20 protein-coding genes are annotated in these 22,143 nt (G+C 58.8%); 9 read left to right on the top strand and 11 right to left on the bottom strand.

Annotation, left to right across the window (positions count from 1 at the left end; genetic code table 11):
* The first annotated feature begins 280 nt into the window (after positions 1 to 280).
* Positions 281 to 1,027 carry a TetR/AcrR family transcriptional regulator gene (locus KVH01_RS18420; RefSeq protein ID WP_217882372.1) on the top strand — a complete coding sequence of 249 codons (747 nt, stop codon included), beginning with the start codon at positions 281 to 283 and terminating at the stop codon, positions 1,025 to 1,027.
* Positions 1,028 to 1,099: 72 nt separating this feature from the next.
* Here KVH01_RS18420 and KVH01_RS18415 read toward each other — a convergent pair whose 3' ends face one another.
* The 3 genes from KVH01_RS18415 to KVH01_RS18405 all read right to left on the bottom strand — a co-directional run bounded on the left by KVH01_RS18415 (position 1,100) and on the right by KVH01_RS18405 (position 8,085).
* Entirely contained in the window at positions 1,100 to 5,014 is a 3,915-nt protein-coding gene (locus tag KVH01_RS18415; protein WP_217882371.1) for a YncE family protein, read from the bottom strand.
* 287 nt (positions 5,015 to 5,301) lie between these two features.
* Positions 5,302 to 6,363: an FUSC family protein gene (locus KVH01_RS18410; protein ID WP_059397933.1), complete on the bottom strand. Its 1,062-nt coding sequence runs from the start codon at positions 6,361 to 6,363 to the stop codon at positions 5,302 to 5,304.
* Positions 6,364 to 6,468: 105 nt separating this feature from the next.
* Complete coding sequence (locus KVH01_RS18405) at positions 6,469 to 8,085, bottom strand: NADP-dependent glyceraldehyde-3-phosphate dehydrogenase (RefSeq protein WP_217882370.1); 1,617 nt, start codon at positions 8,083 to 8,085, stop codon at positions 6,469 to 6,471.
* A gap of 138 nt (positions 8,086 to 8,223) precedes the next feature.
* Between KVH01_RS18405 and KVH01_RS18400 the strand changes: the two genes are divergently transcribed.
* Positions 8,224 to 9,084, top strand: a complete 861-nt coding sequence (locus tag KVH01_RS18400) for a Dyp-type peroxidase (protein ID WP_217882369.1) — start codon at positions 8,224 to 8,226, stop codon at positions 9,082 to 9,084.
* Between the two features lie 82 nt (positions 9,085 to 9,166).
* Positions 9,167 to 10,297 (top strand): MFS transporter, encoded by a 1,131-nt coding sequence (locus KVH01_RS18395; RefSeq protein WP_217882368.1) that lies wholly within the window; start codon positions 9,167 to 9,169, stop codon positions 10,295 to 10,297.
* A 7-nt stretch (positions 10,298 to 10,304) separates the two neighbouring features.
* On the opposite strand, the gene KVH01_RS18390 is transcribed toward KVH01_RS18395, so the two are convergent.
* On the bottom strand, positions 10,305 to 10,826 hold the full coding sequence (locus KVH01_RS18390; RefSeq protein ID WP_217882367.1) for a DUF3087 domain-containing protein: 522 nt from the start codon (positions 10,824 to 10,826) through the stop codon (positions 10,305 to 10,307).
* Between the two features lie 114 nt (positions 10,827 to 10,940).
* Here KVH01_RS18390 and KVH01_RS18385 point away from each other — a divergent pair, with 114 nt between their 5' ends.
* Together KVH01_RS18385 and KVH01_RS18380 are read left to right on the top strand one after the other, a co-directional pair.
* Positions 10,941 to 11,120, top strand: coding sequence for a hypothetical protein (locus KVH01_RS18385; RefSeq protein ID WP_043046570.1), 180 nt, complete (start codon positions 10,941 to 10,943; stop codon positions 11,118 to 11,120).
* 12 nt (positions 11,121 to 11,132) lie between these two features.
* Positions 11,133 to 11,339: a DUF6021 family protein gene (locus KVH01_RS18380; protein ID WP_043046571.1), complete on the top strand. Its 207-nt coding sequence runs from the start codon at positions 11,133 to 11,135 to the stop codon at positions 11,337 to 11,339.
* 30 nt (positions 11,340 to 11,369) lie between these two features.
* Here KVH01_RS18380 and KVH01_RS18375 read toward each other — a convergent pair whose 3' ends face one another.
* On the bottom strand, positions 11,370 to 11,606 hold the full coding sequence (locus KVH01_RS18375; protein ID WP_005789137.1) for a DUF6555 family protein: 237 nt from the start codon (positions 11,604 to 11,606) through the stop codon (positions 11,370 to 11,372).
* Positions 11,607 to 11,724: 118 nt separating this feature from the next.
* Here KVH01_RS18375 and KVH01_RS18370 point away from each other — a divergent pair, with 118 nt between their 5' ends.
* The 4 genes from KVH01_RS18370 to KVH01_RS29975 all read left to right on the top strand — a co-directional run bounded on the left by KVH01_RS18370 (position 11,725) and on the right by KVH01_RS29975 (position 14,838).
* On the top strand, positions 11,725 to 12,558 hold the full coding sequence (locus KVH01_RS18370; protein ID WP_217882366.1) for an arylamine N-acetyltransferase family protein: 834 nt from the start codon (positions 11,725 to 11,727) through the stop codon (positions 12,556 to 12,558).
* Between the two features lie 125 nt (positions 12,559 to 12,683).
* Positions 12,684 to 13,436: an outer membrane beta-barrel protein gene (locus KVH01_RS18365; RefSeq protein ID WP_032880612.1), complete on the top strand. Its 753-nt coding sequence runs from the start codon at positions 12,684 to 12,686 to the stop codon at positions 13,434 to 13,436.
* A 296-nt stretch (positions 13,437 to 13,732) separates the two neighbouring features.
* The gene (locus tag KVH01_RS29980; protein ID WP_225924272.1) at positions 13,733 to 13,894 is read left to right on the top strand and encodes a transposase; all 162 of its coding nucleotides are present in this window, start codon (positions 13,733 to 13,735) and stop codon (positions 13,892 to 13,894) included.
* Between the two features lie 734 nt (positions 13,895 to 14,628).
* Positions 14,629 to 14,838, top strand: coding sequence for an integrase core domain-containing protein (locus tag KVH01_RS29975; protein ID WP_264083781.1), 210 nt, complete (start codon positions 14,629 to 14,631; stop codon positions 14,836 to 14,838).
* 1,023 nt (positions 14,839 to 15,861) lie between these two features.
* Here the strand turns inward: KVH01_RS29975 and nuoN are convergent.
* The 6 genes from nuoN to nuoI are packed head-to-tail and all read right to left on the bottom strand — an operon-like array spanning position 15,862 to position 22,143.
* Positions 15,862 to 17,325, bottom strand: coding sequence for an NADH-quinone oxidoreductase subunit NuoN (nuoN, locus tag KVH01_RS18355; protein WP_078821668.1), 1,464 nt, complete (start codon positions 17,323 to 17,325; stop codon positions 15,862 to 15,864).
* A 7-nt stretch (positions 17,326 to 17,332) separates the two neighbouring features.
* Positions 17,333 to 18,865 (bottom strand): NADH-quinone oxidoreductase subunit M, encoded by a 1,533-nt coding sequence (nuoM, locus tag KVH01_RS18350; RefSeq protein ID WP_057024312.1) that lies wholly within the window; start codon positions 18,863 to 18,865, stop codon positions 17,333 to 17,335.
* Positions 18,866 to 18,920: 55 nt separating this feature from the next.
* A complete protein-coding gene (gene nuoL / locus KVH01_RS18345) occupies positions 18,921 to 20,774 on the bottom strand; it encodes an NADH-quinone oxidoreductase subunit L (RefSeq protein ID WP_124401065.1) in 1,854 nt (617 codons plus the stop codon).
* Positions 20,771 to 21,079, bottom strand: a complete 309-nt coding sequence (gene nuoK / locus KVH01_RS18340) for an NADH-quinone oxidoreductase subunit NuoK (protein WP_003174727.1) — start codon at positions 21,077 to 21,079, stop codon at positions 20,771 to 20,773. The genes nuoL and nuoK overlap by 4 nt, the downstream gene beginning before the upstream one ends.
* Positions 21,080 to 21,081: 2 nt before the next feature.
* On the bottom strand, positions 21,082 to 21,585 hold the full coding sequence (gene nuoJ / locus KVH01_RS18335; RefSeq protein WP_003174726.1) for an NADH-quinone oxidoreductase subunit J: 504 nt from the start codon (positions 21,583 to 21,585) through the stop codon (positions 21,082 to 21,084).
* A 9-nt stretch (positions 21,586 to 21,594) separates the two neighbouring features.
* Positions 21,595 to 22,143: an NADH-quinone oxidoreductase subunit NuoI gene (gene nuoI / locus KVH01_RS18330; protein WP_003174725.1), complete on the bottom strand. Its 549-nt coding sequence runs from the start codon at positions 22,141 to 22,143 to the stop codon at positions 21,595 to 21,597.

The raw sequence follows: 22,143 nt of genomic DNA, 5'->3' as shown, positions 1-22,143 counted from the left end.
CGTCACGGACTGGTTTTATTTCTTGTTTTTAAAATATTGTTTGAATAGTAACCGCGTTCCTTACGCTTCGCCAGCCGTGGATGTAGAGCGGTTTTACCCTATGAAACGTTTTCTCGACTGAGGGTCTCGGGCTGGCTAAATTCCTTTTGGCATGACTGTACAGCCCGGTTATACAGGCTTTCAGTGATATGGCGGAGTGTCACTACTTGCTTTCAACGGACCACCCCGGTATAAAAAATCAAATTATTTTTTAAAACAATATTTCCGCCGTGGAACCCTTATGGCCGCGAAGAAACTCAGCGCTCCAAACGTTACCAAGACTCGATTGCTGGATGCGACAGAGGCACTCTTCATCAAGTACGGCTACGACGCCGTTTTGTTACGTCAGATTACCGAGCGTGCCCAGGTCAACCTGGCCGCGGTGAACTATCACTTCGGGGACAAGGACTCCCTGATGAAAACCCTGCTGATGCAACGCCTGGAGCCGCTCAACGAGCAGCGCCTGGAATTGCTCGACCGCTGCGAAGCCGAATCCGACGGCCCGCTGGATTGCGACACCCTGCTCGGCGTGCTGTTCGCCCCGGCCATGGGCCTGGAACGCAGCGACCCGGCCAGTGGGGAAGGGCGTTCGTTCATCCGTTTCCTGGGACGGGTCTACAGCGACACCTCGCCGTTTATCCAGGAATACCTCAAGGTGCATTACCAGCCGGTGTTCCAGCGTTTCTTCGAAGCCTTCGCCCTGGCCTTGCCGGATCTGCCGCGCAATGAACTGGGCGTACGCCTGCAATTTGCCCTCAAGGCGATTTCCGGGGTGATGGCGGGTACCGAACTGCGCCTGCTGATGAATTCCATGAGCCTGGGCCGCCCGGCGACGGATGCGGAGGTGATGGCCAAGTTAATTACCTTGGTGTCGGCGGCGATTCGGGTGCCGCAGCAGAGTGCTGAGGCTGAGACGGCGTTGGCGAAGGTGCTGGATACCCAGCGAGCATTACGTGAAGAGGGAGTGCTCAGCAAAGCAGCGCGCTAGTTGACCAGCTCTACAAAAACGGCGGTTTCAAGTTGAAACCGCCCTGGTTGACCTATTTGTTCATATTGTTGTTTAAGAAATGGAAATTACGGAGATGCGCGACTTGTTTGTTTCGCAAAGATAGAGCGTGTCGCCTTTCCAGCTGAAGTGCGCGCCGATATTTCCGGTGATATTGTAGGTGTTTATAGTTGCCCCTGTTTGCGTATCTATTAGCGCTTTAGCAGTAGAGCTGCCGTTTGGACCGTAACCAATAAGAAGTCGATTGTTGCCTGGGCTGGCAGCATAAGTATGTATGTAGGTGTAGGGAAGCCTGTGTGTTTTTCGTTGGCCAGACACCAAATCAAATATGAACGCTGTCCCGCTCGAGGCGTTCTCCCACGAGCAACTATACATATGGTCACGGTATGGGCTCATTATAAAACCTGCATAATTGCCCTTGGTAAAAGTACCAACTATGCTTGCGCCGCCTGTCTCAATATCCACTCTGTACAAGTAGCCATTGCCGTAGCCAACGGTGTAAATATTCTGCCCGTTAGCACTGCAAAATGCTTCAATCGTGTATTGTCCTTGCGTGTACTCTCTGATGATCATTTCTGATGCAACGTCAATTCTATATATGCGTAGAACGTAACCGCTGCCAGTCCAGTTTTGGCTCGACGTATAAAGATATTTTCCGTCGGGGCTGAAGTTGCCGTCGCTGATCCCATTGGAGGTAGATATGGCTATGCTGCTAATGATTTCATCGTTTTTTGTGTCAATTACTACGAGACTATCTCTCAATGTTACGCATACTTTTTTTCCATCTGTCGAGCAAGAAACCGATTTCTGTCCTCCTCCAATGATTATCTCTTTTACTTCACCTGAGGCTAAGTCGACTTTCACCAAGCGATTGATACTTGTAACGCATACATAGGCATACAGTCCGCTTGGTGTGACGGCTATTTTGCTTGGCTCCCCCCTCAAGTTGATCACTGATCCTGCCGGTAACAGCGCCCTGACGACAATCTCGCTGCTGGCAGAATAAACGCCACTGATCGCCTTCAAAGCGTAAGTACCAACATCTCCTATGCTGCGTATGCCTTCAACTTTTAAGGCCCCGCTCTCATCCGAGAGAAAAGCCTTGCTCCCGCTCGTTCCATCTTCGAAAGTGAACCCAGCCGGCAGCGTCAGGGTGATGGCCACGGGTGCTTTGGTATTGGTGCCCAGCAAGAGTTGCACATCCCCAAGACGGCCTGCTGGTCCCACAGCGTACGGCCCGTTTACAAAGCGCAACCCCAGCGCGCTGACCCGGTAACTCACTTCTACGAATGGTTGGGCCGAGATAATTTCCCCGCGCTTGTCCAGCGAGACATAGGCTTGGATCGTCAATCGACTGTTATTGGGCAGGCTGGTCAAATATTCTGATGGGATCGGTTCCAGAATGCGGCCTGCCGCAAGTTCTGAAGCACTTACCACACGCCCTTGGCGCAATGGCCAGTCTGGCGGTCCTTTGAGGTCGATAAAGACCGCCTGTTCCTTATCCATAAAGTGCCAGGCCCTAATTTCCACATGGTTTTTTTCACCTGCACTGATTCCGCCACCTGACGCTTCTGGGATGCTAACCAGGTCCCACTCCTGTACGGCTAACGCCTTAATCTCAAGCGTCAATTCATCGGACTTGGTGGTCTTGCCGGTCTCGATAAGGTTGTAATAAATCGTGCATTTATCGGCCAGATACGCTGCCACAAAAGCATGTGGCACGGTAAAGCTGACGTAGTTTTCTCCAGGTTCGGGCGTGGCGGGTTTGGCCGCAATATTCGGCATGCCGACACCCGGCTTGTCGACGATGAACACTTTGATATCCGACCCAGGTGGGAACTTGTCCGATACCACGCGAATAGTCACCACCGGTCGATTAGGCGGCAGCACGTGCAATGGGTCCAGGCTGGCCTGGTCCGGGCCTGTCACTGTCGCCTCGAGCACGGTGGGGGCTTTCAGTTCGAGCTTTGAGCCCACCTTCATGTTCACCGCGTGAGAAAAACGCGTCAGTACGTTGTCCCGCCAGCGCGTGTAGTAGATGCGCATGGTCTTGTCGATATTGGCAAGGATGTAGCTACGTTCCAGCCTGAAGCGCAGGTCTCGCCCAACCCATTGAACCCGTATCGGAAACGCCTGCTCAGGTGCCGTGCCGCCGGACGCGGTGCCCTCACAATAAAGCGTCACGATATCGTTGAGCAGGAAGTCAGGGTTGCTCTTGACCACAATATTGGCGTGCTCGGTGGATTGTTCGGGGTCGAATTGATACAGCGGTGCCGGCGCTTCCATGACCTCAGGCTCCGGCAATGAGGCCACTGCGTTGCCGACGTTGACCGTCACGTCCATTGAAGTGCGCACGCCATCCCCATTGTCCACCTGATAAAGAAGCCTGAGTGTGCCGCCTTCAAGACCGGCAATCACGCCGTTCGGGCCGTTGGCAATGGGAAATAACACATCGCCCCCTCCTGCAGACTCGTAGAGTTCGTCGTAGTAGCGAGTGCCGTTGGCGTACGTGCCCTCGAGGATCAGAATCACCAGATCAAAGGGGTCCTGGCCCAGTTCGGGGTACGCCCTGACGATCACATTGACAAATTCTACCTGTGGATCGAGGACGCCTCCGGGTGCTTCCGGCACCACCGGTGGCGGCAGGCGCATATCGATGGGCGTACCGGTGACGTTAAAAATGTTGCCGTCGGAATAGCCGTTGGGCACGCCGTTGCTAATGCGTTCATAGGACAGCTGGAACTGCCCGCTGATAAAGGGGCGCAGGTCGGCATTCGGGCAGGGCAAGGTGATAAAGCTCAGTGAGGTAAGCGGTGGAGAGTTGTAGCTGATGGTGATAACGCCACCGCTCGAACGGCCCTTGACGGTTACACGCACAACATCCCCAAGGGCAAAGTCCGGGCCAGGGGTGCTGATAAAGATGGTTGCATCGCGCCCATTGAGTTGGTCGTGGTCAAGGGTGTTGTTAGGGGCTTCGAGTATCAGCGCTTTGGGCAAGAGCGGCTCAGACCCATCATTGAGCCTGACATTCAACCGCAGTGCCGGTGACCAGCCGAGGGACGCGTTGCCGACCTCGTCGATGATTTCATATTCACACACATGGGAACCACTGCGCACTTGCTGCCAAAAACCGTAATAAAGCGTGACGGTTATATCTTCACGCCCGGTGGCTTGGCTTTCGGTGAGCGGAGGGATTGGCGCCGTGATCCCATTAATGCGTAAGCGAATACGGTCACGTGTGGCCCGGTAGGTGTTGGGTTCCTGGGTCGCATCGTCCGGGTAGAACTTGAAGGTAACAGGTACCCCGTTTTGTGCGTCGGTCTCGGTCACTCCGAAATTGATGATGTGCTCAGGGAATACCGGAACCGGCAGGTTTTCGTTTTGCAGCGTGCTGCCGATCGGGTTGCGACCAGCGGGGGGCACGGTATCGACCTTCAGATTGAAGCGTTTGGTTTCTTTGGGCGTGCCACCGAGGTGAGTCACTCTCAAGAACACCGGGTTGACCGGGCCATCAGGAAGACGGGTTCGAGGGATGTATAACGGAATCATACGACTCTTGTCGACATCATCCTGGGTGACATTGTAGATAGCGACAGGGATTAGCAGGTCACCGCAGAACAGCTCAATGAAGTCACCATCAGCCATATTCAGGTAGGCCAACAGGTTGCACAACAGACCCAGGTCCCGATGAACCTCCAGAGCCGCTTTGTTTATGCCACCATCGAAGCCGACGACTGTTTGCGTCAAGCCCGGAATATAGAGGGGCAACACCTCGAACGGCACGTTTGTAAAGCTATCGGAGGTGATGGTGCCCTGGATTGACTGTGGTGGTAGGAAATAGCTGCGGTTAAGGCGCCGGGGGCCGGACAAGTCGGTAGCCTCTTCCGCCGGCTCTGACAATTGCCCTGAGTCGATCACGGGCAATGGCGCGGGGTGTGCGACGACGGAAAGGTGAGTGTCTTGGCTCATGGAAAACCCCCTCTGCAAGTAAATTGGCTCACTGGGGGAATTAAGCGTCTCGGAAGGCGAACGGGATAGCTGTGAGAAATGACAGTCGCGACGAATGGTCTGGGTAAAAACCACTGATTGCCATGGCGCACGCAAAAAAAAGCCCGCTGGGGCGGCGGGCTTGATGTACAACGTTTGTAACGGATGAGGCTTCACCCTACGTCTTGGGATGTGAACAAATCGTGAAAAATATGTAAGAGAAAGTGTGAATGTGTTGATCCTGGTAATCAGATCAACTCCCCATACGTTCAGATCTTCCACCGGCCAGCGCTTTTGGCCAAGCGTTGACGCATTGCATCCACATTCGCGGCCAATTGCAGGGTCAATAACCGATATCCATCCAGTGCACTGTAGACGGGTGCATCCAATGTGGACTCACCACCGCTGGCCTGGCCGTTGCGTTCCAACCGCTCCGTCACCCCCGACTTCAACGCCCGCGCCATCCCCACCAACTGCACCCTGATTTGCCGATGCTCAGCCTTCAACATCACCTGCATGCGCGCCGTCGCCTGCTCATCGCGAGGATCGGGCCGGGTATTGCCGAGAATCTCCAGGGTGCTGATGCACATGCGCAGGTGGCGCTGGATCGCGTCCAACTCGGTCATGGAAATCCGCACTTCCTTGGACACCGACGGCATCAATGAGCGCAGTTGCAACATTGCTGCATTCAGGCGGTTGAGCAACTTGAGGTGTTCATCATCGGTCACCGATTGACCATTGATGATCCGGCTGTAGATCTGCGCGCAATCACGCAGCGCACTGGCCAGGTTGTAACGCCACGAATACACGGCGTACAGCGGCAGGGCGAAGGAAAACGCCAGGGCCAAGGCGATGCCGATGAGGATGTCTACGGTGCGCCACAGCCCGTCCGACAGCGGATTGTCACCGTGCCCCGCGACGATAAATACGGTAATCGCCGACAGCAGCGCGGTATACCCGCCTTTGCCGATGGCGTGGTAGGAAAAGAATCCGCAAATCGCCGACATCAGCAGGTAGGTCAGCAATGGCTGGCCGACGTAGGCTTCCTGCACCACCAGCAGCAAACCGACGCTGGCACCGATCAGCGTACCGTAGGCGCGCTCCACGGCTTTCTTGCCGATATTGCCGTGGTGCTGCAACCCGCCGATCACCACCAGCATGGTTACCGAGGCCCATTCGCCGTGGGGCAGGTTGAGACCGGTGGTCAGCAGAATCGTCGCCAGCAAGCCGATGGACACGCGCACGGCGTGGATCAGTTTGGCGTGACGATAGCGGCGGTACGGGTCGAGCAGGGGGCGCAGCAGGCGCCGGGCAAAGAAGGGCAGGTTCATCGGTATTAAAAGAGCCTCAATCGTCAGGGCTGACTCGGTCCATTGTGGGAGGGGGCAAGTCGAATCGTCGCACCGCCCCTCCCACATTGTTGAGCCGAGGTGTACTTAGAAAATGTAATCAGTGGTCAGGAAGCTCGAGTCACGGTTACGCAGGATCTCGCTGACCAACGCCTTGTTGCTCTCCTGGAACTTGGTCGCCACCAGAGTGCGGATCGAGAACACGCGCAGGGCGTCATGTACCGACAGCGTGCCCTCGGCCGAGTTCTTGCGGCCATTGAACGGGAAGGTATCCGGCCCGCGTTGGCATTGGGCGTTGATATTGATGCGGCCGACCTGGTTGGCGAAGGTGTCCACCAGGCGCCCGACGGCGACGGGGTCGGTGCCGAAGATACTCAACTGCTGGCCAAAATCCGAGTCCAGCACGTAGTCGATCACGGTTTCCAGGTCGCGGTAGGGCACGATCGGCACCACCGGGCCGAATTGCTCTTCGTGGTACACGCGCATCTGCGGGTTCACCGGGTACAGCACCGCCGGGTAGAAGAACGAACCACGGCTGCTGCCACCTTCGGCATTGACGACCTTGGCACCGTGCCGGGCCGCATCGGCCACCAGTTCATTGAGGTAATCCACCTTGCCCACTTCCGGCAGCGGTGTCAGCGCTACGCCATCGTCCCAAGGCATGCCGGGCTTGAGGGTGGCCAGCTTGGCATTGAACTTCTCGATAAAGCTGTCGACCACATCCGCGTGCACAAACAAAATTTTCAGCGCGGTGCAACGCTGGCCGTTGAACGACAGCGAGCCGGTGACTGCTTCACTCACCGCGTTGTCCAGGTCCACTTCGGGCAGCACGATCCCCGGGTTTTTTGCATCCAGCCCCAGCGCAGCACGCAAACGATGCGGTTTGGGGTGCAGCTTTTTCAAATCGCTGGCGGCCTTGTTGGTGCCGATAAACGCAAAGATATCGATCTTGCCGCTGGCCATCAGCGCGCTCACGGTTTCGCGGCCGCTGCCGTAGATCACGTTGATCACCCCGGCCGGGAAGCTGTCGCGGAAGGCCTCCAGCAAGGGGCGGATCAGCAACACGCCGAGCTTGGCCGGTTTGAACACCACGGTATTACCCATGATCAGCGCCGGGATCAACGTGGTGAAGGTCTCGTTCAGCGGGTAGTTGTAAGGCCCCATGCACAACGCCACGCCCAGGGGCACGCGACGGATTTGCCCGAGGGTGTCCTGTTCAAGCTCGAAACGGCTGCTGCGGCGGTCGAGCTCCTTGAGGGCGTTGATGGTGTCGGTGATGTAGTCGCAGGTGCGGTCGAATTCCTTCTGCGAGTCCTTGAGGTTCTTGCCGATTTCCCACATCAGTAGCTTGACCACCGCGTCGCGCTGTTCGCGCATGCGCCGCAAGAAGGCTTCGACATGCTGGATACGCTGCGCCACGCGCATCGTCGGCCATTCACCCTGGCCACGGTCATAGGCGCGCACGGCGGCATCCAGGGCGGTGAGGGCGGTATCGGCATCCAGCAGCGGCGTGCTGCCGATATGCACGCGTTCATCGCCCAGTTGCACGGGGCTTTGCACGCGGGCGAGAGGGCCGTCCCACACCCGCAGTTGGCCATCGACCAGGTAATCACGCTGCTCAATGGGCGCCGCCAGGCGAAATTGCTCGGGAATCTGGGCAACGGACGTGGGAAACAGTTGGGCAAGCAGGTTGCTGGTGGTCATGTCGCTACCCCTGGAATAGTTGCAAAACATGACTAGAGAGTCACCCAACTGGCAGCTCCAAGGCAAGGCTTACGCGCATTCTTGTTCGCAGTGTCGCGTGCGCCGGGTAAACTGCGCGGCTTTTCAGAAGGAGTTCACATGAGTCAGTACCAGCCGGGCATTCTTGCCGCCCCGGTGCCTTTGCAGGCCCGCCATCTGTTTTTTGCCCTCGATTCCCTGCAAGCCGTGCCTGCTGCCCTGGACGCACTGGTGCAGTGGACGGATGCGGCGGCCGTGGTCGGTTTCGGTGAGCCGCTGGCAAAGGCCCTGGGCGTTGAGATTGAAGGCTTGCGTACATTCCCCGTGGTCAGCGGCCCCGGCGCACACAACCCGTCGACCCAGCAGGCGTTGTGGGTATGGTTGCACGGGGTGGATCGCGGCGAGTTGCTGCTGCGCAGTCGCACGCTTGAAAAAGCCCTGGCCCCGGCTTTTCGCCTGATGCAATCGACCGAAGGCTTCCGCTACAAGACCGGTTTTGACCTGACCGACTACGAAGACGGCACCGAAAACCCCCACGACGATGCCGCTGTGGCAGCCGCCTTGACCGACAGCGGCGCCAGCTTCGCCGCGATCCAGCAATGGCAGCACGACCTCGACGGTTTCGCCGCATTGCCGGCCCTGGAGCGTGACCACATCATCGGCCGCCGCCATGGCGATAACGAAGAGCTGGATGACGCCCCAGAATCCGCCCATACCAAGCGCACAGCCCAGGAAAGTTTTACCCCGGAGGCATTCGTGGTGCGCCGCTCCATGCCCTGGGCCGAGAACGGCCAGGCGGGGTTGATGTTCCTGGCGTTCGGGCATTCCGTCGATGCGTTCGAGGCACAGCTTCGACGTATGAGCGGGTTGGAGGATGGGATTGTCGATGGTCTGTATCGCGTCAGTAAGCCGCTGACCGGTGGTTACTACTGGTGCCCGCCGGTCAGGGAAGGGCGCCTGGACCTGAGTTTGGTTTTTTAACGCTTCTGCACCTGCGTTCTTGAAAAACACATGGCGGCAACGCTAGTGTGGCGGTCTGAATATTTCTGAATGTTTCAGCTTTATGCCCAGCCTCACTCAACGCACTGCCGATATCACCTCGCGCCGCGCCGCCTTGACCCTGGGGTTTTGCCTGCCCAGCGATGTGTTGCTCTATCTGTTGCTGCCAATGGAGTCCGAGGCGTTCGGCATCACCCTGGCCCAGGCCGGCGTGCTGTTGGCCGCCAACCGCTTGGTACGGATCTTCGGCTACCGGCATGTACTGAATTTCTATGCGCGTAACGGCGACCGTCTGACCTGCATGATCGCCGCCGGTGCCGCGGCGCTCTGCGCGCTGGGCAATTCGGTGTTGTCCGGGTTCGCCGCGCTGCTGGGCCTGCGGCTGGTATGGGGCCTGTGTTTTGCCGCGCTGAACCTGTCGACCCAAGTACTGGCGACCTCCGAGCCGGAGGGCGCGGCCCGCAGGGCGGGGCGTTCGCGGGCGTTGATCGCCTTCGGGCCCATGCTGGCTTTGCCCCTGGGCGGGCTGTTGACGTTATGGGCAGGGCCGCGCCCGATCTTCCTGATTCTCGCCGGTTGCTGCCTGGTGGGGCTGTGGCTCGCCCGCGGCTTGCCCACTGGCGGCCATGATTTGCATAGCGCCCCGGGGCGCCGCTTCAAGTGGCCGGACAGTGTGGCGCTGTGGTCGTTTATCGAAGGCGTCGCGCTGGATGGCTTGTTTATCTTTGGCTTGTCGATCCAGGCGCAGAAGATCATGGGTGGCGATGCCGTGCTGGTGGCCGGGGGCCTGATGGCTTTGCGTTATCTGTCCGAGCTGCTGCTGAGCCCATTGGGCGGGCGTGCGGCCCAGCGGTTTGGCGCAACCTCGATGTTGCTGTGGTTTTCGTTCCTGAGCGCCCTGGCGCTGACAGCCTTCGGCAGCCATTGGGTGATCGTCGGCGCGGCGGCGGTGTTGGTGCTGCGTGCCCTGCAACTGCCACTGGTGACCACGCTGGTGGCCGAACGCAACCCGGGTGCCATGCGCGTATCGGCATTGGCGTCCAACGCCGTATGGCGCGACATCGGCGCCGGCCTCGGGCCGCTGCTGGCGGGCCTGTTGCTGCCGGTGGCCGCTGCGCCCTGGGTGTTTGGCCTGGCCGGCGCAGCAATTGCCGTGAGCGCGCTGTTCTGCTGGCGGGCCAAGGTCGCCCACTGACGTTGCCTTAAGCGCTTTTCAGGCTTTGCAGCCATGTGGTATCGAGTCGGGTTTGATCGGTATCGATCCCCAGAGCCTCCATCTTTGCCTTATGAGCCTCGATCTCGCCGACCAGTTGCGCCTGTGCGCTGGAGTTGGCGTCCAGCTCATGCATCTGCGTCACCCCCAAGTGATAGAAGCGCAACAATTTGATGGCCGCCGGGTCGTTGGCCTGGACCCGCTCGGTGACCTTGTGCATTACGTTGGTCACACTCATCAGGCTGCGCTTTAGCTGCCAGCCATACACTGCCGGCGCCAGCCAGGGCTGGGTCCAGAACGGGCCACGCACCAGCGCGACAGTGATCAACACCCCGGCAAATACGCCGCCGACATTGAAGCGAAAGTTGTCGCCACCGGGCTCACCGAACAGCATCACCGCCAGGCTCGACAGCAACATGGCCAGGCCCAGGAACAGCACGGCGACGATCAGCGTGCTGCGGCGGGTCTGTTGACGGTAGGTGACGGGGTCGCAGGGTTTGAGCTCGAACATCCGAGGAAGGTCTCCAGAAAGGGCAGCCATCTTCTCATGCTTGCAGCAATGAAGTTGAACGATAGCCGCGGGCAGTTTCTCTAAATTTGTGAAGCCCCCTTGAGGTAAGCCGTCATGTCCGAACACAAGCAGCCACCACCTGGTACACCCGACCCGAACCGCACGCCCGGTGAAGAAGAGCGCGACAACGATGCGTTGCGCCCCAATGATCCGAAAGAGCGTGGCCCGGACGACGATGTCGAGCGCGTGGAAGAAGACTTGGAAAACCTCCACGACAGAGCGCGCCCACTTTAACAGGAGAATCTGATGAACAAGCGTACCGATGGCCCCCACTCCAATGAACATGCCAGCGGCAGGGATGATCTGGGTTTTGACCCGGACTCGCCGGATGTGGCAGACCCGCAGGTCGACCCGATAGGCCCGGCCATCGCGCCATTGGATAAAGACAAAAAGGCTAAGGAAGAGGCGAAAAAAAAGCCGCCCTACGATCCGTTGGGCGACTTGAAAAAGTGAACCGAGCCCCGCCGTTGTGCGGGGCTTTGTTTATTTGGGCGGGGTCCAGCTGACGTCGGTGATGCCATACTTTTCCGCCCAGGGCCGGGTGGTTTTTTTCACTTGCTCGTGACCCACGCGGCCGATGCGGCTGACATGGGCAATGTCGGCATCAACGGCCGCCCAGTGCCATGCCTCGGCGTTGTTCATCACTTCGGCGCGCACCACGAAAGACTTGGGTTTACCGTGTAGCTGATAGTGGATGGTGTAGATTTTTGCGGTACTCATGTTGCCTCCCTGTCTTGTTATAGGTGGATAGGCCAGTGTTCAAAAAGGTTCATTCAAAATGACAACGTGCGCGCAGGCGCGGCATAGTGACGCTCCGCCTCGTGCCAAGGACCGCGCCATGCCTCGACTCACTCATAGTCATCTCTATTTGAAACGCCTGGGCTACGATTCGCCGCCACCGCCCACCCTGCAAACCCTGCATGACCTGCAACTGCGCCACGTGTGCACTTTTGCCTTTGAAAATCTGTCGACGCTGATGCACGCGCCAGTGCCGATCGACCTGCCCAGCGTCGAGCACAAGGTGCTGCACCAGGGGCGCGGCGGTTATTGCTACGAGTTGAATCAGTTGTTCCTGGCCCTGCTGCAGGAACTGGGCTTCGAAGCCCGCGGCATCACGGGACGCGTGGTGATTGGCGGGCCACCGGACGCCCACACCGGGCGCACCCACCGCCTGAGCCTGGTGACGCTTGAAGGGGTGCGCTACATCACCGACGTCGGCTTCGGCGGCATGGTGCCCAGCAGTCCGTTGCAACTGGACACCGACGCACCCCAGGCCACTGCCCACGAGCCCTATCGCCTGACCTTCAATCAGGGCAGCTACACGCTCTGGGCCCAGGTCGGTGAAGAGTGGCGCGGCCTGTATGTGTTCGACCTGCAAGTTCAGGCAGACATCGACTACGAAATCGGCAATTGGTACGTCTCCACGCACCCGGGTTCGCCGTTTGTGGGGCAGTTGAAGGCCGCACTGCTGGCACCCGGTAAACGTCATACCTTAGCCAACGCCCACTATGCGCTCCATTACCTGGATCGGCCCAGTGAAAAGCTCACGCTCCAGACTGCCGATGAATTGCTGGGGCTATTGCGCGACACCTTCGGCATTCGGCTGCCGGATCAGCCTCAACTTCGCGAAGCCGTGGAACGCCTTATCTGTATGAATCCTGAAGAATATTGAGATAGAGCCTTCGCTGAACCGTTTTTTCTCCTTTTTGGTGCAAATCAGTTCGAACTTTTTGCAAACGCCAAGGTTCGAACCGATTCCTGAATACTTTGCCCACCTTAAAATGGAGATGTAAAACGATGTCCAAACTATTCGGAAAATTCCTCAAGAACACCTCGTTGCTGGCCCTGGTGGCTGCGCCTGGCGTGGTGTTCGCTGCACCTTCCACCGACCCGATTTCCACCTTCGGGATCCTCGGCAGCTACAACGACTTCAAACTCGAAGGCGGTAGCGAAAGCGACAAAGACCACATGCCTGAAGCCGGCCTGTTCTATAACTTCGGCAACAAGCTCACTGCCGAGTCCGGTTTTATCTACCAGGCCGGTATCGAAGCCAAGTACGGCGAAAAGAGCGATAACAAGCTCAAGGAAGGCCAGGCCGACCTCGACCTCGGCTGGCGTGCCGCGCTGGATGCGCGCAACTTTGTCGATGTGATCGTGGGCGGTGGCTATACCTGGACCCGCTATGAGCCGGACACCAATGGCTACGACATGAAACTGACCAACAAGTCGCCGTTTGCCAAGGCTGCGCTGGGCTACAACCACCAGTTCGATGACATGACCCTGCGCGTTGAAGCCGGCGCCCGTCACACTATCGATGGCCGTGCCAAACTCAAGGTAGACGGCGTTGGCAGCGACAGCGTGGATCTCAAGGATCGCACCAACCCCTACGCCGAAGTCAGCCTGTTGATGAACCAGAAGGGCGACCTTCCGGTGATGGCTGGCCTGTACTACACCCGTACCGAGTACAAGCTCGACGACGACTCCTATGTGGCCGATAACACCAAGCTCAAGCGTGATGAGTATGGTTTCAAGGTGGGTATCGCGTTCTAAGGTGGCGGCCTTGGTGCAATCCCCGATTTGAATAAAAAACGCCCTGATATGAGTCGGGGCGTTTTTTTGCCTGTGGCTGGCAGCCCAAGATATCCCTGTGTTGCGGCAGACAGCTCCATAGCGCCCGACCTAGTGCTGTAGGAGCGAGCTTGCTCGCGAAAAACTCCCAGGCCCCGCGTTCCATCAGTCAGCGCGCGTTATCGTTGAAGTTTTTCGCGAGCAAGCTGAACTGGCCTAATGATTTTGGACACTTCAATCGGGCGCTATGATAGCGCCCAAATATGAGGTGTTTGGATATGCGTAAATCTTATTCGAGTGAGTTCAAGCTCAAGGCTGCCAGCATGGTGCTGGATGAAGGCCAGCCGGTTACTGAGGTCTGTGCCAGCCTGGATATCGGCCCCTGGCCCTACGCATGGATCGATCAGGTACAAAAGAACACTTGGGCTCGACTCCGGTGAGGCGAAGAATTACCATGATCAACGAGAAATCCAGAGGCTCAAAGCTCTGCTTGAAAGACCTGAGATATCGAAATCCTAAAAAAAGGCCAGTGCTCTCCTGCTTTGGACGCCAGATCATTCACGCTGATCGATGAGCTGGACGAGCAGTACGGCGTTAAAAGGTGTTGTCGGGTGTTTGCGGGATCAACCGCAATGCTTCTGCACCGCGCCAGCGCGAGAGCAGAGCAATCCCGAACGGGACAAGCTCAAGCCACCGCTGATCTAAGGCACCACAAGGCGTCCAGAGTCGGCGGCGCACGTACTTTGTCCAAGGGCTACAAGCCAAGGCATCGTATCGGGCGTTACATAGCTCTGTTTGATGCGTGAAGCTAGCATCGCTAGTGTTGGCGCAGGCGCCATAAGTACAAGTCGCCGGGCGTGGAGCGCGAAGTAGCGCCGCACATACTCAAGCGAAATTTGACGTGACGGCGTTACGTCAGGTGTGGTGTGGCGACGTGACTTACATCAAGTCGGCAAGCGGTGGATGTAGCGCCAGCCATTTTGGATCTACATGCGTTTCGCGGGATCGCCGGGCTGATCGTTCTCGATGATTTCGATACCAACCTGACCTGCGGCTTATAGGCATAGCAGTGGAGCCGTGACGGCTCTATCAGGATGTGTTGTTTCTGTTCGGCCGGGGTTGTCAGTACCAGTCTAAATTCAATTTGCTGCTGAAACATGGATTTAGGCAAAGCATGAGTCGTAAAGGCGAGTGCTGGGACAACGCTCCAATGGAGCGTTTCTTTGGCAGTTTGAAGTCGGAGTGGGTGCCTGAAGCGGGTTACAAACTCGAACATGAGGCCCGAGCAGACGTGCAGCGCTATGTCTCGCGCTACAACATCAGCAGACCTCATAGCTACAACGACTACCGGTCGCCGGTCTCGAAGGAAAGGTTGGCGGCGTGAACCTTAATCAGTGTCCAAGATTACTTGACCAGTTCAAGCTCGCTCCTACAGGGGAACGCATTCCAATTGTGGGAGTGGGCTTGCCCGCGAAGGCGATAGTGGTTGCACTGCATCGCTAATGGCTATCCCTGTGTTGCGGCAGACAGCTCCATAGCGCCCGACCTAGTGCTGTAGGAGCGAGCTTGCTCGCGAAAAACTCCCAGGCCCCGCGTTCCTTCAATAGCGCGTTATCGTTGGGCGCGAGCAAGCTCCTTTCTACGAAACGCATTCCAATTGTGGGAGTGGGCTTGCCCGCGAAGGCGATAGTGGTTGCACTGCATCGCTAGTGGCTATCCCTGTGTTGGGGCACACAGCTCTGTAGCGCCCCGTCTAGTGCTGTAGGAGCAGGCGCTCATGAAAACTCCCAGGCCCCGCGTTCCTTCAGCCAGCGCGCGTTATCGTTAGGTTTTCTGAGCAAGTAGCTCTAAAGACTATTCAGGTGGAGTGCCGAGCGCGCGAAGGCGATAGTGGTTGCACTGCATCGCTAATGGCTATCCCTGTGTTGCGGCAGACAGCTCCATAGCGCCCGACCTAGTGCTGTAGGGCAGGCTGGCAAACTCAGGCCCCGCGTTCCCTTCCAGCCAGCACGTTTATCGTTGGCGTTGCTGTGAGCAAGCTCGCTCCTACAGGAACGCATTCCAAATGTGGAGTAGACTTGCCCGCCCAGAACACGGTGATGGTTGCACTGCATCGCTAATGGCTATCCCTGTGTTGGGGCACACAGCTCTGTAGCGCCCCGTCTAGTGCTGTAGGAGCGAGCTTGCTCGCGAAAAACTCCCAGGCCCCGCATTCCATCAGCCAGCACGCGTTATCGTTGACGTTTTTCGCGAGCAAGCTCGCTCCTATAGGGGAACGCATTCCAAAGGTGGGAGTGGGCTTGCCCGCGAAGACGACAGTGGTTGCACTGCATCTCTAATGTCTTGCCCCTGAAACGCAAAACGGCGCCCAAAGGCGCCGTTCTGTTGACTGCATCAACCTAAGCGATCAAACGCCCAACACCGCGTGCTGCACCAGAGTGAGCAACGGTTGTGGGTACACGCCCAGGAAGAACGCGAGCACGGCGATGGCCAGCAGCATCACGCCGCCTGCCTTCTGTTCCCAATGCAGCTCGGCATCCACACGGCGCAGGTTTGGCTCGATCAGGTACAGGGTGACCATCACGCGCAGGTAGTAGAACACGCCGATGGCGCTGCCCAATACCAGGGACGCTACCAACCACCACTCGTGGGCTTCGACACCGGTTGCGACAATGTAGAACTTGCCGATAAAGCCCGCAGTCAGCGGGATACCAGCCAGGGACAGCATCATTACGGTCAGCACGGCAGTCAGGTAAGGACGGCGCCAGAACAGGCCGCGGTATTCGTACAGAGCGTCGGCGTCACGCCCTTTGTAAGGCGAGGACATCAGCGTGATCACACCGAAGGCGCCAAGGCTGGTGATCACGTAGGTGACCAGATACACGCCAATGGCTTCCACGGCCAGGCCCTTGCTCGCCACCAGGGCGATCAGCAGGTAGCCGAAGTGGGCGATGGAGGAGTAACCCAGCAGGCGCTTGAGGTTGTTCTGGGTCAGCGCCAGCAGGTTACCGAACAGGATCGACGCAATGGCGATCACGGTCAGCACGTTGCTCAGCACGCCGGTGTTGGCGGCAGGGGAGATCTGGAACAGACGCACCATCACCGCAAACACCGCGACCTTCGACGCCGTGGCCAGGAACGCTGCGACCGGCGCCGGGGCGCCTTCGTACACGTCCGGGGTCCACAGGTGGAAGGGCACCAAGGAGAGCTTGAACGCCAGGCCGATCAGCATCATCGCCAGGCCCAGTTGGGCAATCGGCGCCGGACTGTTGGTGGCGGCCAGGGCCTGGCCGATACCGGTGAAGCTCAGGCTGCCGGCTTCGGCGTAGAGCAGGGCCATACCGAACAACAGAAACGCGGAACCGGCGGCCGACAGCACCATGTATTTGATGCCGGCTTCCAGGGAGCGCTTGTTGAAGAAGGCGTAGGCCACCAGGCCGTAGGTCGGGATCGACAGCAGTTCCAGGCCGATGAACAAGCCGGCCAGGTGCTGCGCGCTGACCAGCACGATACCGCCGGCCGCAGCCAGCAGGATCAGCAGGTACAGCTCTTCCTTGTTACCCGGGTAACCGGTGCCGCCTTCGCCGAGGTAGGCGTGGGCGAGGGTCACGCACGCCAGGGTCGCCACCAGGATCAGGGCGATATACAGCAGCGCGAAGTCATCGACCATCATCAGCGGGGTCACCGCCAATGGCGCGACCTTGAGGGCCGGAATGATCGACAGCAGGGCCAGGTTCAAACCGGCACAGGACAGCAGGAACGTTTGCGAGTGATTGCGGCGCCAGGCGATCGCCAGCATCACCACCACGATGGTGAGGCTGGTGATCAGCAGCGGCGCAAGCGCGATAAAGTGTTGGATCGTGAATTCCATAGCGCTCTTACCGGGCCGAAGCGAGTTGGGAGAAGGCGGTGCCGAACCACTGCTGCACGCCATGCATCGTTGCGGCAGAAGTGTCCAGGAACGGTTGCGGGTATACGCCGATAAAGATCAGCAATACCGCAAGGCCGAGCACCATGATCAGTTCGCGCGCATCCATACCGTGCAAGACGGTGTCCGACTTGGCCGGGCCGAAGTACGCGCGGTGGATCATGATCAGCGAGTAGACCGAACCGAACACCAGGCCGGACGTGGCGATGGCGCTGATCCACGGTGTCTGCACGAAGGCCCCCATCAGGATCAGGAACTCGCCGATGAAGTTACCGGTACCCGGCAAGCCCAGGGACGCTGCGGCGAAGAACAGGCTGATCGCCGGCAGGTACGCAATGCGCGACCACACGCCGCCCATCTCACGCATGTCACGGGTGTGCAGGCGCTCGTACAGCTGGCCACTGAGGATAAACAGGGCAGCCGCCGAAACACCGTGGGCCAACATCTGGATCACCGCGCCTTGCAGCGCCAGCTGGCTGCCGGAGTAGATGCCGATCAGTACGAAGCCCATGTGGGAAACGGACGAGAAGGCAATCAGACGCTTGATGTCGGTTTGCGCGAAGGCCAGGAACGCACCGTAGAAGATCCCGATCAGACCCAGGGTCATGGCGATCGGCGCAAACTCGGCCGAGGCATTCGGGAACAGCGGCAGGGCGAAACGCAGCAGGCCGTAGGCCGCCGTCTTCAGCAGGATACCGGCCAGGTCCACGGAACCGGCAGTCGGCGCCTGGGCGTGGGCGTCAGGCAACCAGGAGTGGAACGGCACCACCGGCAGCTTCACCGCAAAGGCGATGAAGAAGCCGAGCATCAGGATGTACTCGGTGGTCAGCGACATCTTGGTCTTCAACAGGTCGGCGTAGTTGAAGGTAATCACGCCGGTGTTGTTGAAGTTGACCAGCACCAGGCCCAGGATCGCCACCAACATGATCAGGCCGGACGCCTGGGTGAAGATGAAGAACTTGGTTGCCGCGTAGATCCGGGTTTTCTTGCCGTCCGAAGAACTGTGACCCCAGAGCGCGATGAGGAAGTACATCGGCACCAGCATCATTTCCCAGAAGAAGAAGAACATGAACAGGTCCAGCGCCAGGAACACGCCGACAACGCCGCCCAGGATCCACATCAGGTTCAGGTGGAAGAAGCCCACGTGACGCTGGATCTCTTTCCAGGAGCAGAGTACCGAGAGGATACCCAGCAGGCCGGTCAGCAGGATCATCAACAGCGACAGGCCGTCGAGGGCCAGGTGCACGTTGATGCCGAAGCGCTGGATCCACACGTGCTTGAATTCAAGCGCGAAAGTCGGATCGACACCCGGTGCCGGAGCAAATGAATAGTCGCCATGGGCCCACAGCCAGAGGCCGAGTGCGAGTTCCAGGGACATGGTCAGCAACGCAATCCAGCGGGGGAGGGTGGCGCCGAAGCGTTCACCCATCCAGCAGAGCAGGCCGCCGATAAAGGGGATCAGGATTAGCCAGGGCAGAATCATGACGGGCTCGTTTCCTTTCGCAAGTTCGCAAAGTACGCAGTGCACTTAAACATAGTCAGACCGCTACCACGACGATGGCGCCGATCACCAGCACGGCACCCGCCGCCATGGAAGCTGCATACCAACGCAGTTGGCCAGTCTCGCTGCGGCTCAGGGCTGTGTGACCAGCCTTGGCGGCGCGCGGGATCAAACCGATGGTCTGGTCGAGCGGGTCTTTGCGCAGTACATGGCTGATGGCGAGGTATGGCTTGACGAACAGTTTGTCGTAGATCCAATCGAAGCCCCAGGCAGCGAACCACCAGGCCGACAGGAAGCGCCCGATGCCGCTGTTGGCCACGGCGGTCACGAAGCGACGCTTGCCGAGGAACAGCAAGGCCGCAAGCAGGATACCGGCGATGGCAATGGCGCCCGAGGCGATTTCCAGGCTGTGCTTGTCTGCACCGCCGGCATGGCCGACGCTTTCTGGCAATACACCGGCCAGTGGTGGCGTGATCATGGCGCCGATGAAGGTCGACAGGATGATCAGCACCGACAGTGGCAGCCAGTGGGAGATGCCGTGGCCTGCGTGTGCTTCGGTCTTGGCTTCGCCGTGGAAGGTGATGAAGATCAGGCGGAAGGTGTACAGCGAGGTCATGAATGCACCCACCAGGCCTGCGTACAGCAGGTTCTGGTTACCGCTGGCAAAGGCTTCCCAGAGGATTTCATCCTTGGAGTAGAAACCGGCGGTCACCAGCGGCAGGGCGGCCAGGGCGGCACCACCGACGATGAAGCTGGCGTAGGCCAATGGCAGTTTCTTCCACAGGCCGCCCATCTTGAAGATGTTCTGCTCGTGGTGGCAGGCGACGATCACCGCACCGGAGGCGAGGAACAGCAGGGCCTTGAAGAACGCGTGGGTCATCAGGTGGAAGATCGCCGCGTCCCATGCGCCGACGCCCAGGGCCAGGAACATGTAGCCGATCTGGCTCATGGTCGAGTAGGCGAGGATACGCTTGATGTCGGTCTGCACCAGCGCGGCGAAGCCGGCCAGTACCAGGGTCACGCCGCCGACGATGCCGACAAGATGCAGGATATCCGGCGCCAGGGTGAACAGGCCGTGGGTACGGGCGATCAGGTAGACACCGGCGGTCACCATGGTTGCGGCGTGGATCAGTGCCGACACAGGTGTCGGACCAGCCATCGCATCCGCCAGCCAGGTTTGCAGCGGCAGTTGCGCGGATTTACCCACGGCGCCGCCCAGCAGCATCAGGGTCGCCAGGGTGATCCAGAAGTCGCCGACCTGGAATTTCTGCGGTGCCAGTACCAGCAGTTCCTGGATGTTCAGCGTGCCCACCTGTTGGAACAGGATAAACAGGCCGATGGCCATGAACACGTCACCGATGCGGGTGACGATAAACGCCTTGAGTGCCGCGTTACCGTTGTTGCGGTTGCTGTAGTAGAAACCGATCAACAGGTACGAGCACAGGCCCACGCCTTCCCAGCCGAAGTACAGGAACAACAGGTTATCGCCCAGCACCAGGAACAGCATGCTGGCGATAAACAGGTTGGTGTACGAGAAGAAGCGCGAGTAACCGGCTTCACCGCGCATGTACCAGGACGCGAACAAGTGGATCAGGAAGCCCACACCCACCACCACGCCGAGCATGGTGATCGACAGGCCGTCGATGTAGAGGGCGAAGTTGGGCTTGAAGCCCTCCACCGACATCCACTGCCACAGCACCAGGGTGTAGTGACCGCCTTCGGGCGGTGCGACGTTGAATTGCCAGATGACGTAGGCGGCCACGATGGCCGACAGGCCGATGGAGCCCACGCCGATCAGGGCCGAGAGGTTTTCCGACCAGCGCCCGCGAGAGAACGACAGCAGCAGGAAACCGATCAGGGGGAATACGAAAGTCAGAAAGATCATGTTCATCCGCGCATCTCACTGGCAGCGTCGATATCAAGCGTGTGGAAGCGACGATACAGTTGCAGCAGGATCGCCAGGCCAATACTGGCCTCGGCAGCTGCCAGGCTGATCACCAGGATGAACATGACTTGTCCATCCGGCTGGCCCCAACGTGCACCGGCAACGATGAACGCCAGTGCCGCGGCGTTCATCATGATTTCCAGACTCATCAACACGAACAGAATGTTACGGCGCACCATCAGGCCGACCAGGCCAAGGCAGAACAGGATGCCGGCGACCGCCAGACCATGCTCCAAAGGGATAGCAGGCATCGTCATTGCTCCTTGGCTTCGTTGCGGCCCAAGTGGAAGGCGGTGATGGCTGCGGCGAGCAGCAGCATCGAAGCCAGTTCGACCACCAGCAGGTACGGGCCGAACAGGCTGATGCCCACGGCTTTCGCGTCCACGGTGGTGTGGCCGATGGCCTGGCCGCTCTGGTGAGCGAACAGCACATACAGCAGTTCACCCAGCAGCAGCGCTGCGAGGACAACCGGGCCGAGCCAGATGCCGGGCTTGAGCCAGACGCGTTCCTGAGCCACCGAAGCCGGCCCGAGGTTGAGCATCATCACCACAAACACGAACAGCACCATGATGGCGCCGGCGTAGGCAATCACTTCCAGTACACCGGCGAACGGTGCGCCGAGGCTGAAAAAGGTCATGGCCACGGCGATCAGCGAAATGATCAGGTAGAGCAGGGCGTGCACGGGGTTGGTGTTGGTGATCACGCGAAGCGTGGACACCACTGCAATACCCGATGCGAAATAGAAAGCGAATTCCATCTTTCTTCCTTAAGGCAGCAAGCTCTTCACGTTGATCGGCTCGGCTTCGTTTTGTGCGGCGCCCTTCGGCTTACCGGCAACGGCCATACCTGCAACACGATAGAAGTTGTAATCAGGGTTTTTACCGGGACCAGAGATCAGCAGATCTTCTTTCTCGTACACCAGGTCCTGACGTTTGAACTCGGCCATCTCGAAATCCGGTGTGAGCTGGATCGCGGTGGTCGGGCAAGCTTCCTCGCAGAGGCCGCAGAAAATGCAGCGCGAGAAGTTGATACGGAAAAAGTCCGGGTACCAGCGACCGTCTTCGGTTTCAGCTTTCTGCAGGGAGATGCAACCCACCGGGCACGCTACGGCGCACAGGTTGCAGGCTACGCAACGCTCTTCGCCGTCGGGGTCGCGGGTCAGTACGATACGGCCGCGATAGCGCGGCGGCAGGTACACCGCTTCTTCTGGGTATTGCAGGGTGTCGCGTTTGCGAAAGCCGTGACCGAACACCATCACCAGGCTTCGCAACTGGGTACCGGTACCCTTAACGATGTCGCCAATATATTTGAACAT

Source organism: Pseudomonas khavaziana (assembly GCF_019145205.1).
In the GTDB taxonomy this organism is placed as follows: Bacteria; Pseudomonadota; Gammaproteobacteria; order Pseudomonadales; family Pseudomonadaceae; genus Aquipseudomonas; species Aquipseudomonas khavaziana.
Note: the sequence above shows the minus strand (reverse complement) of the source record. Positions and strands in the feature narration are given on the sequence as shown.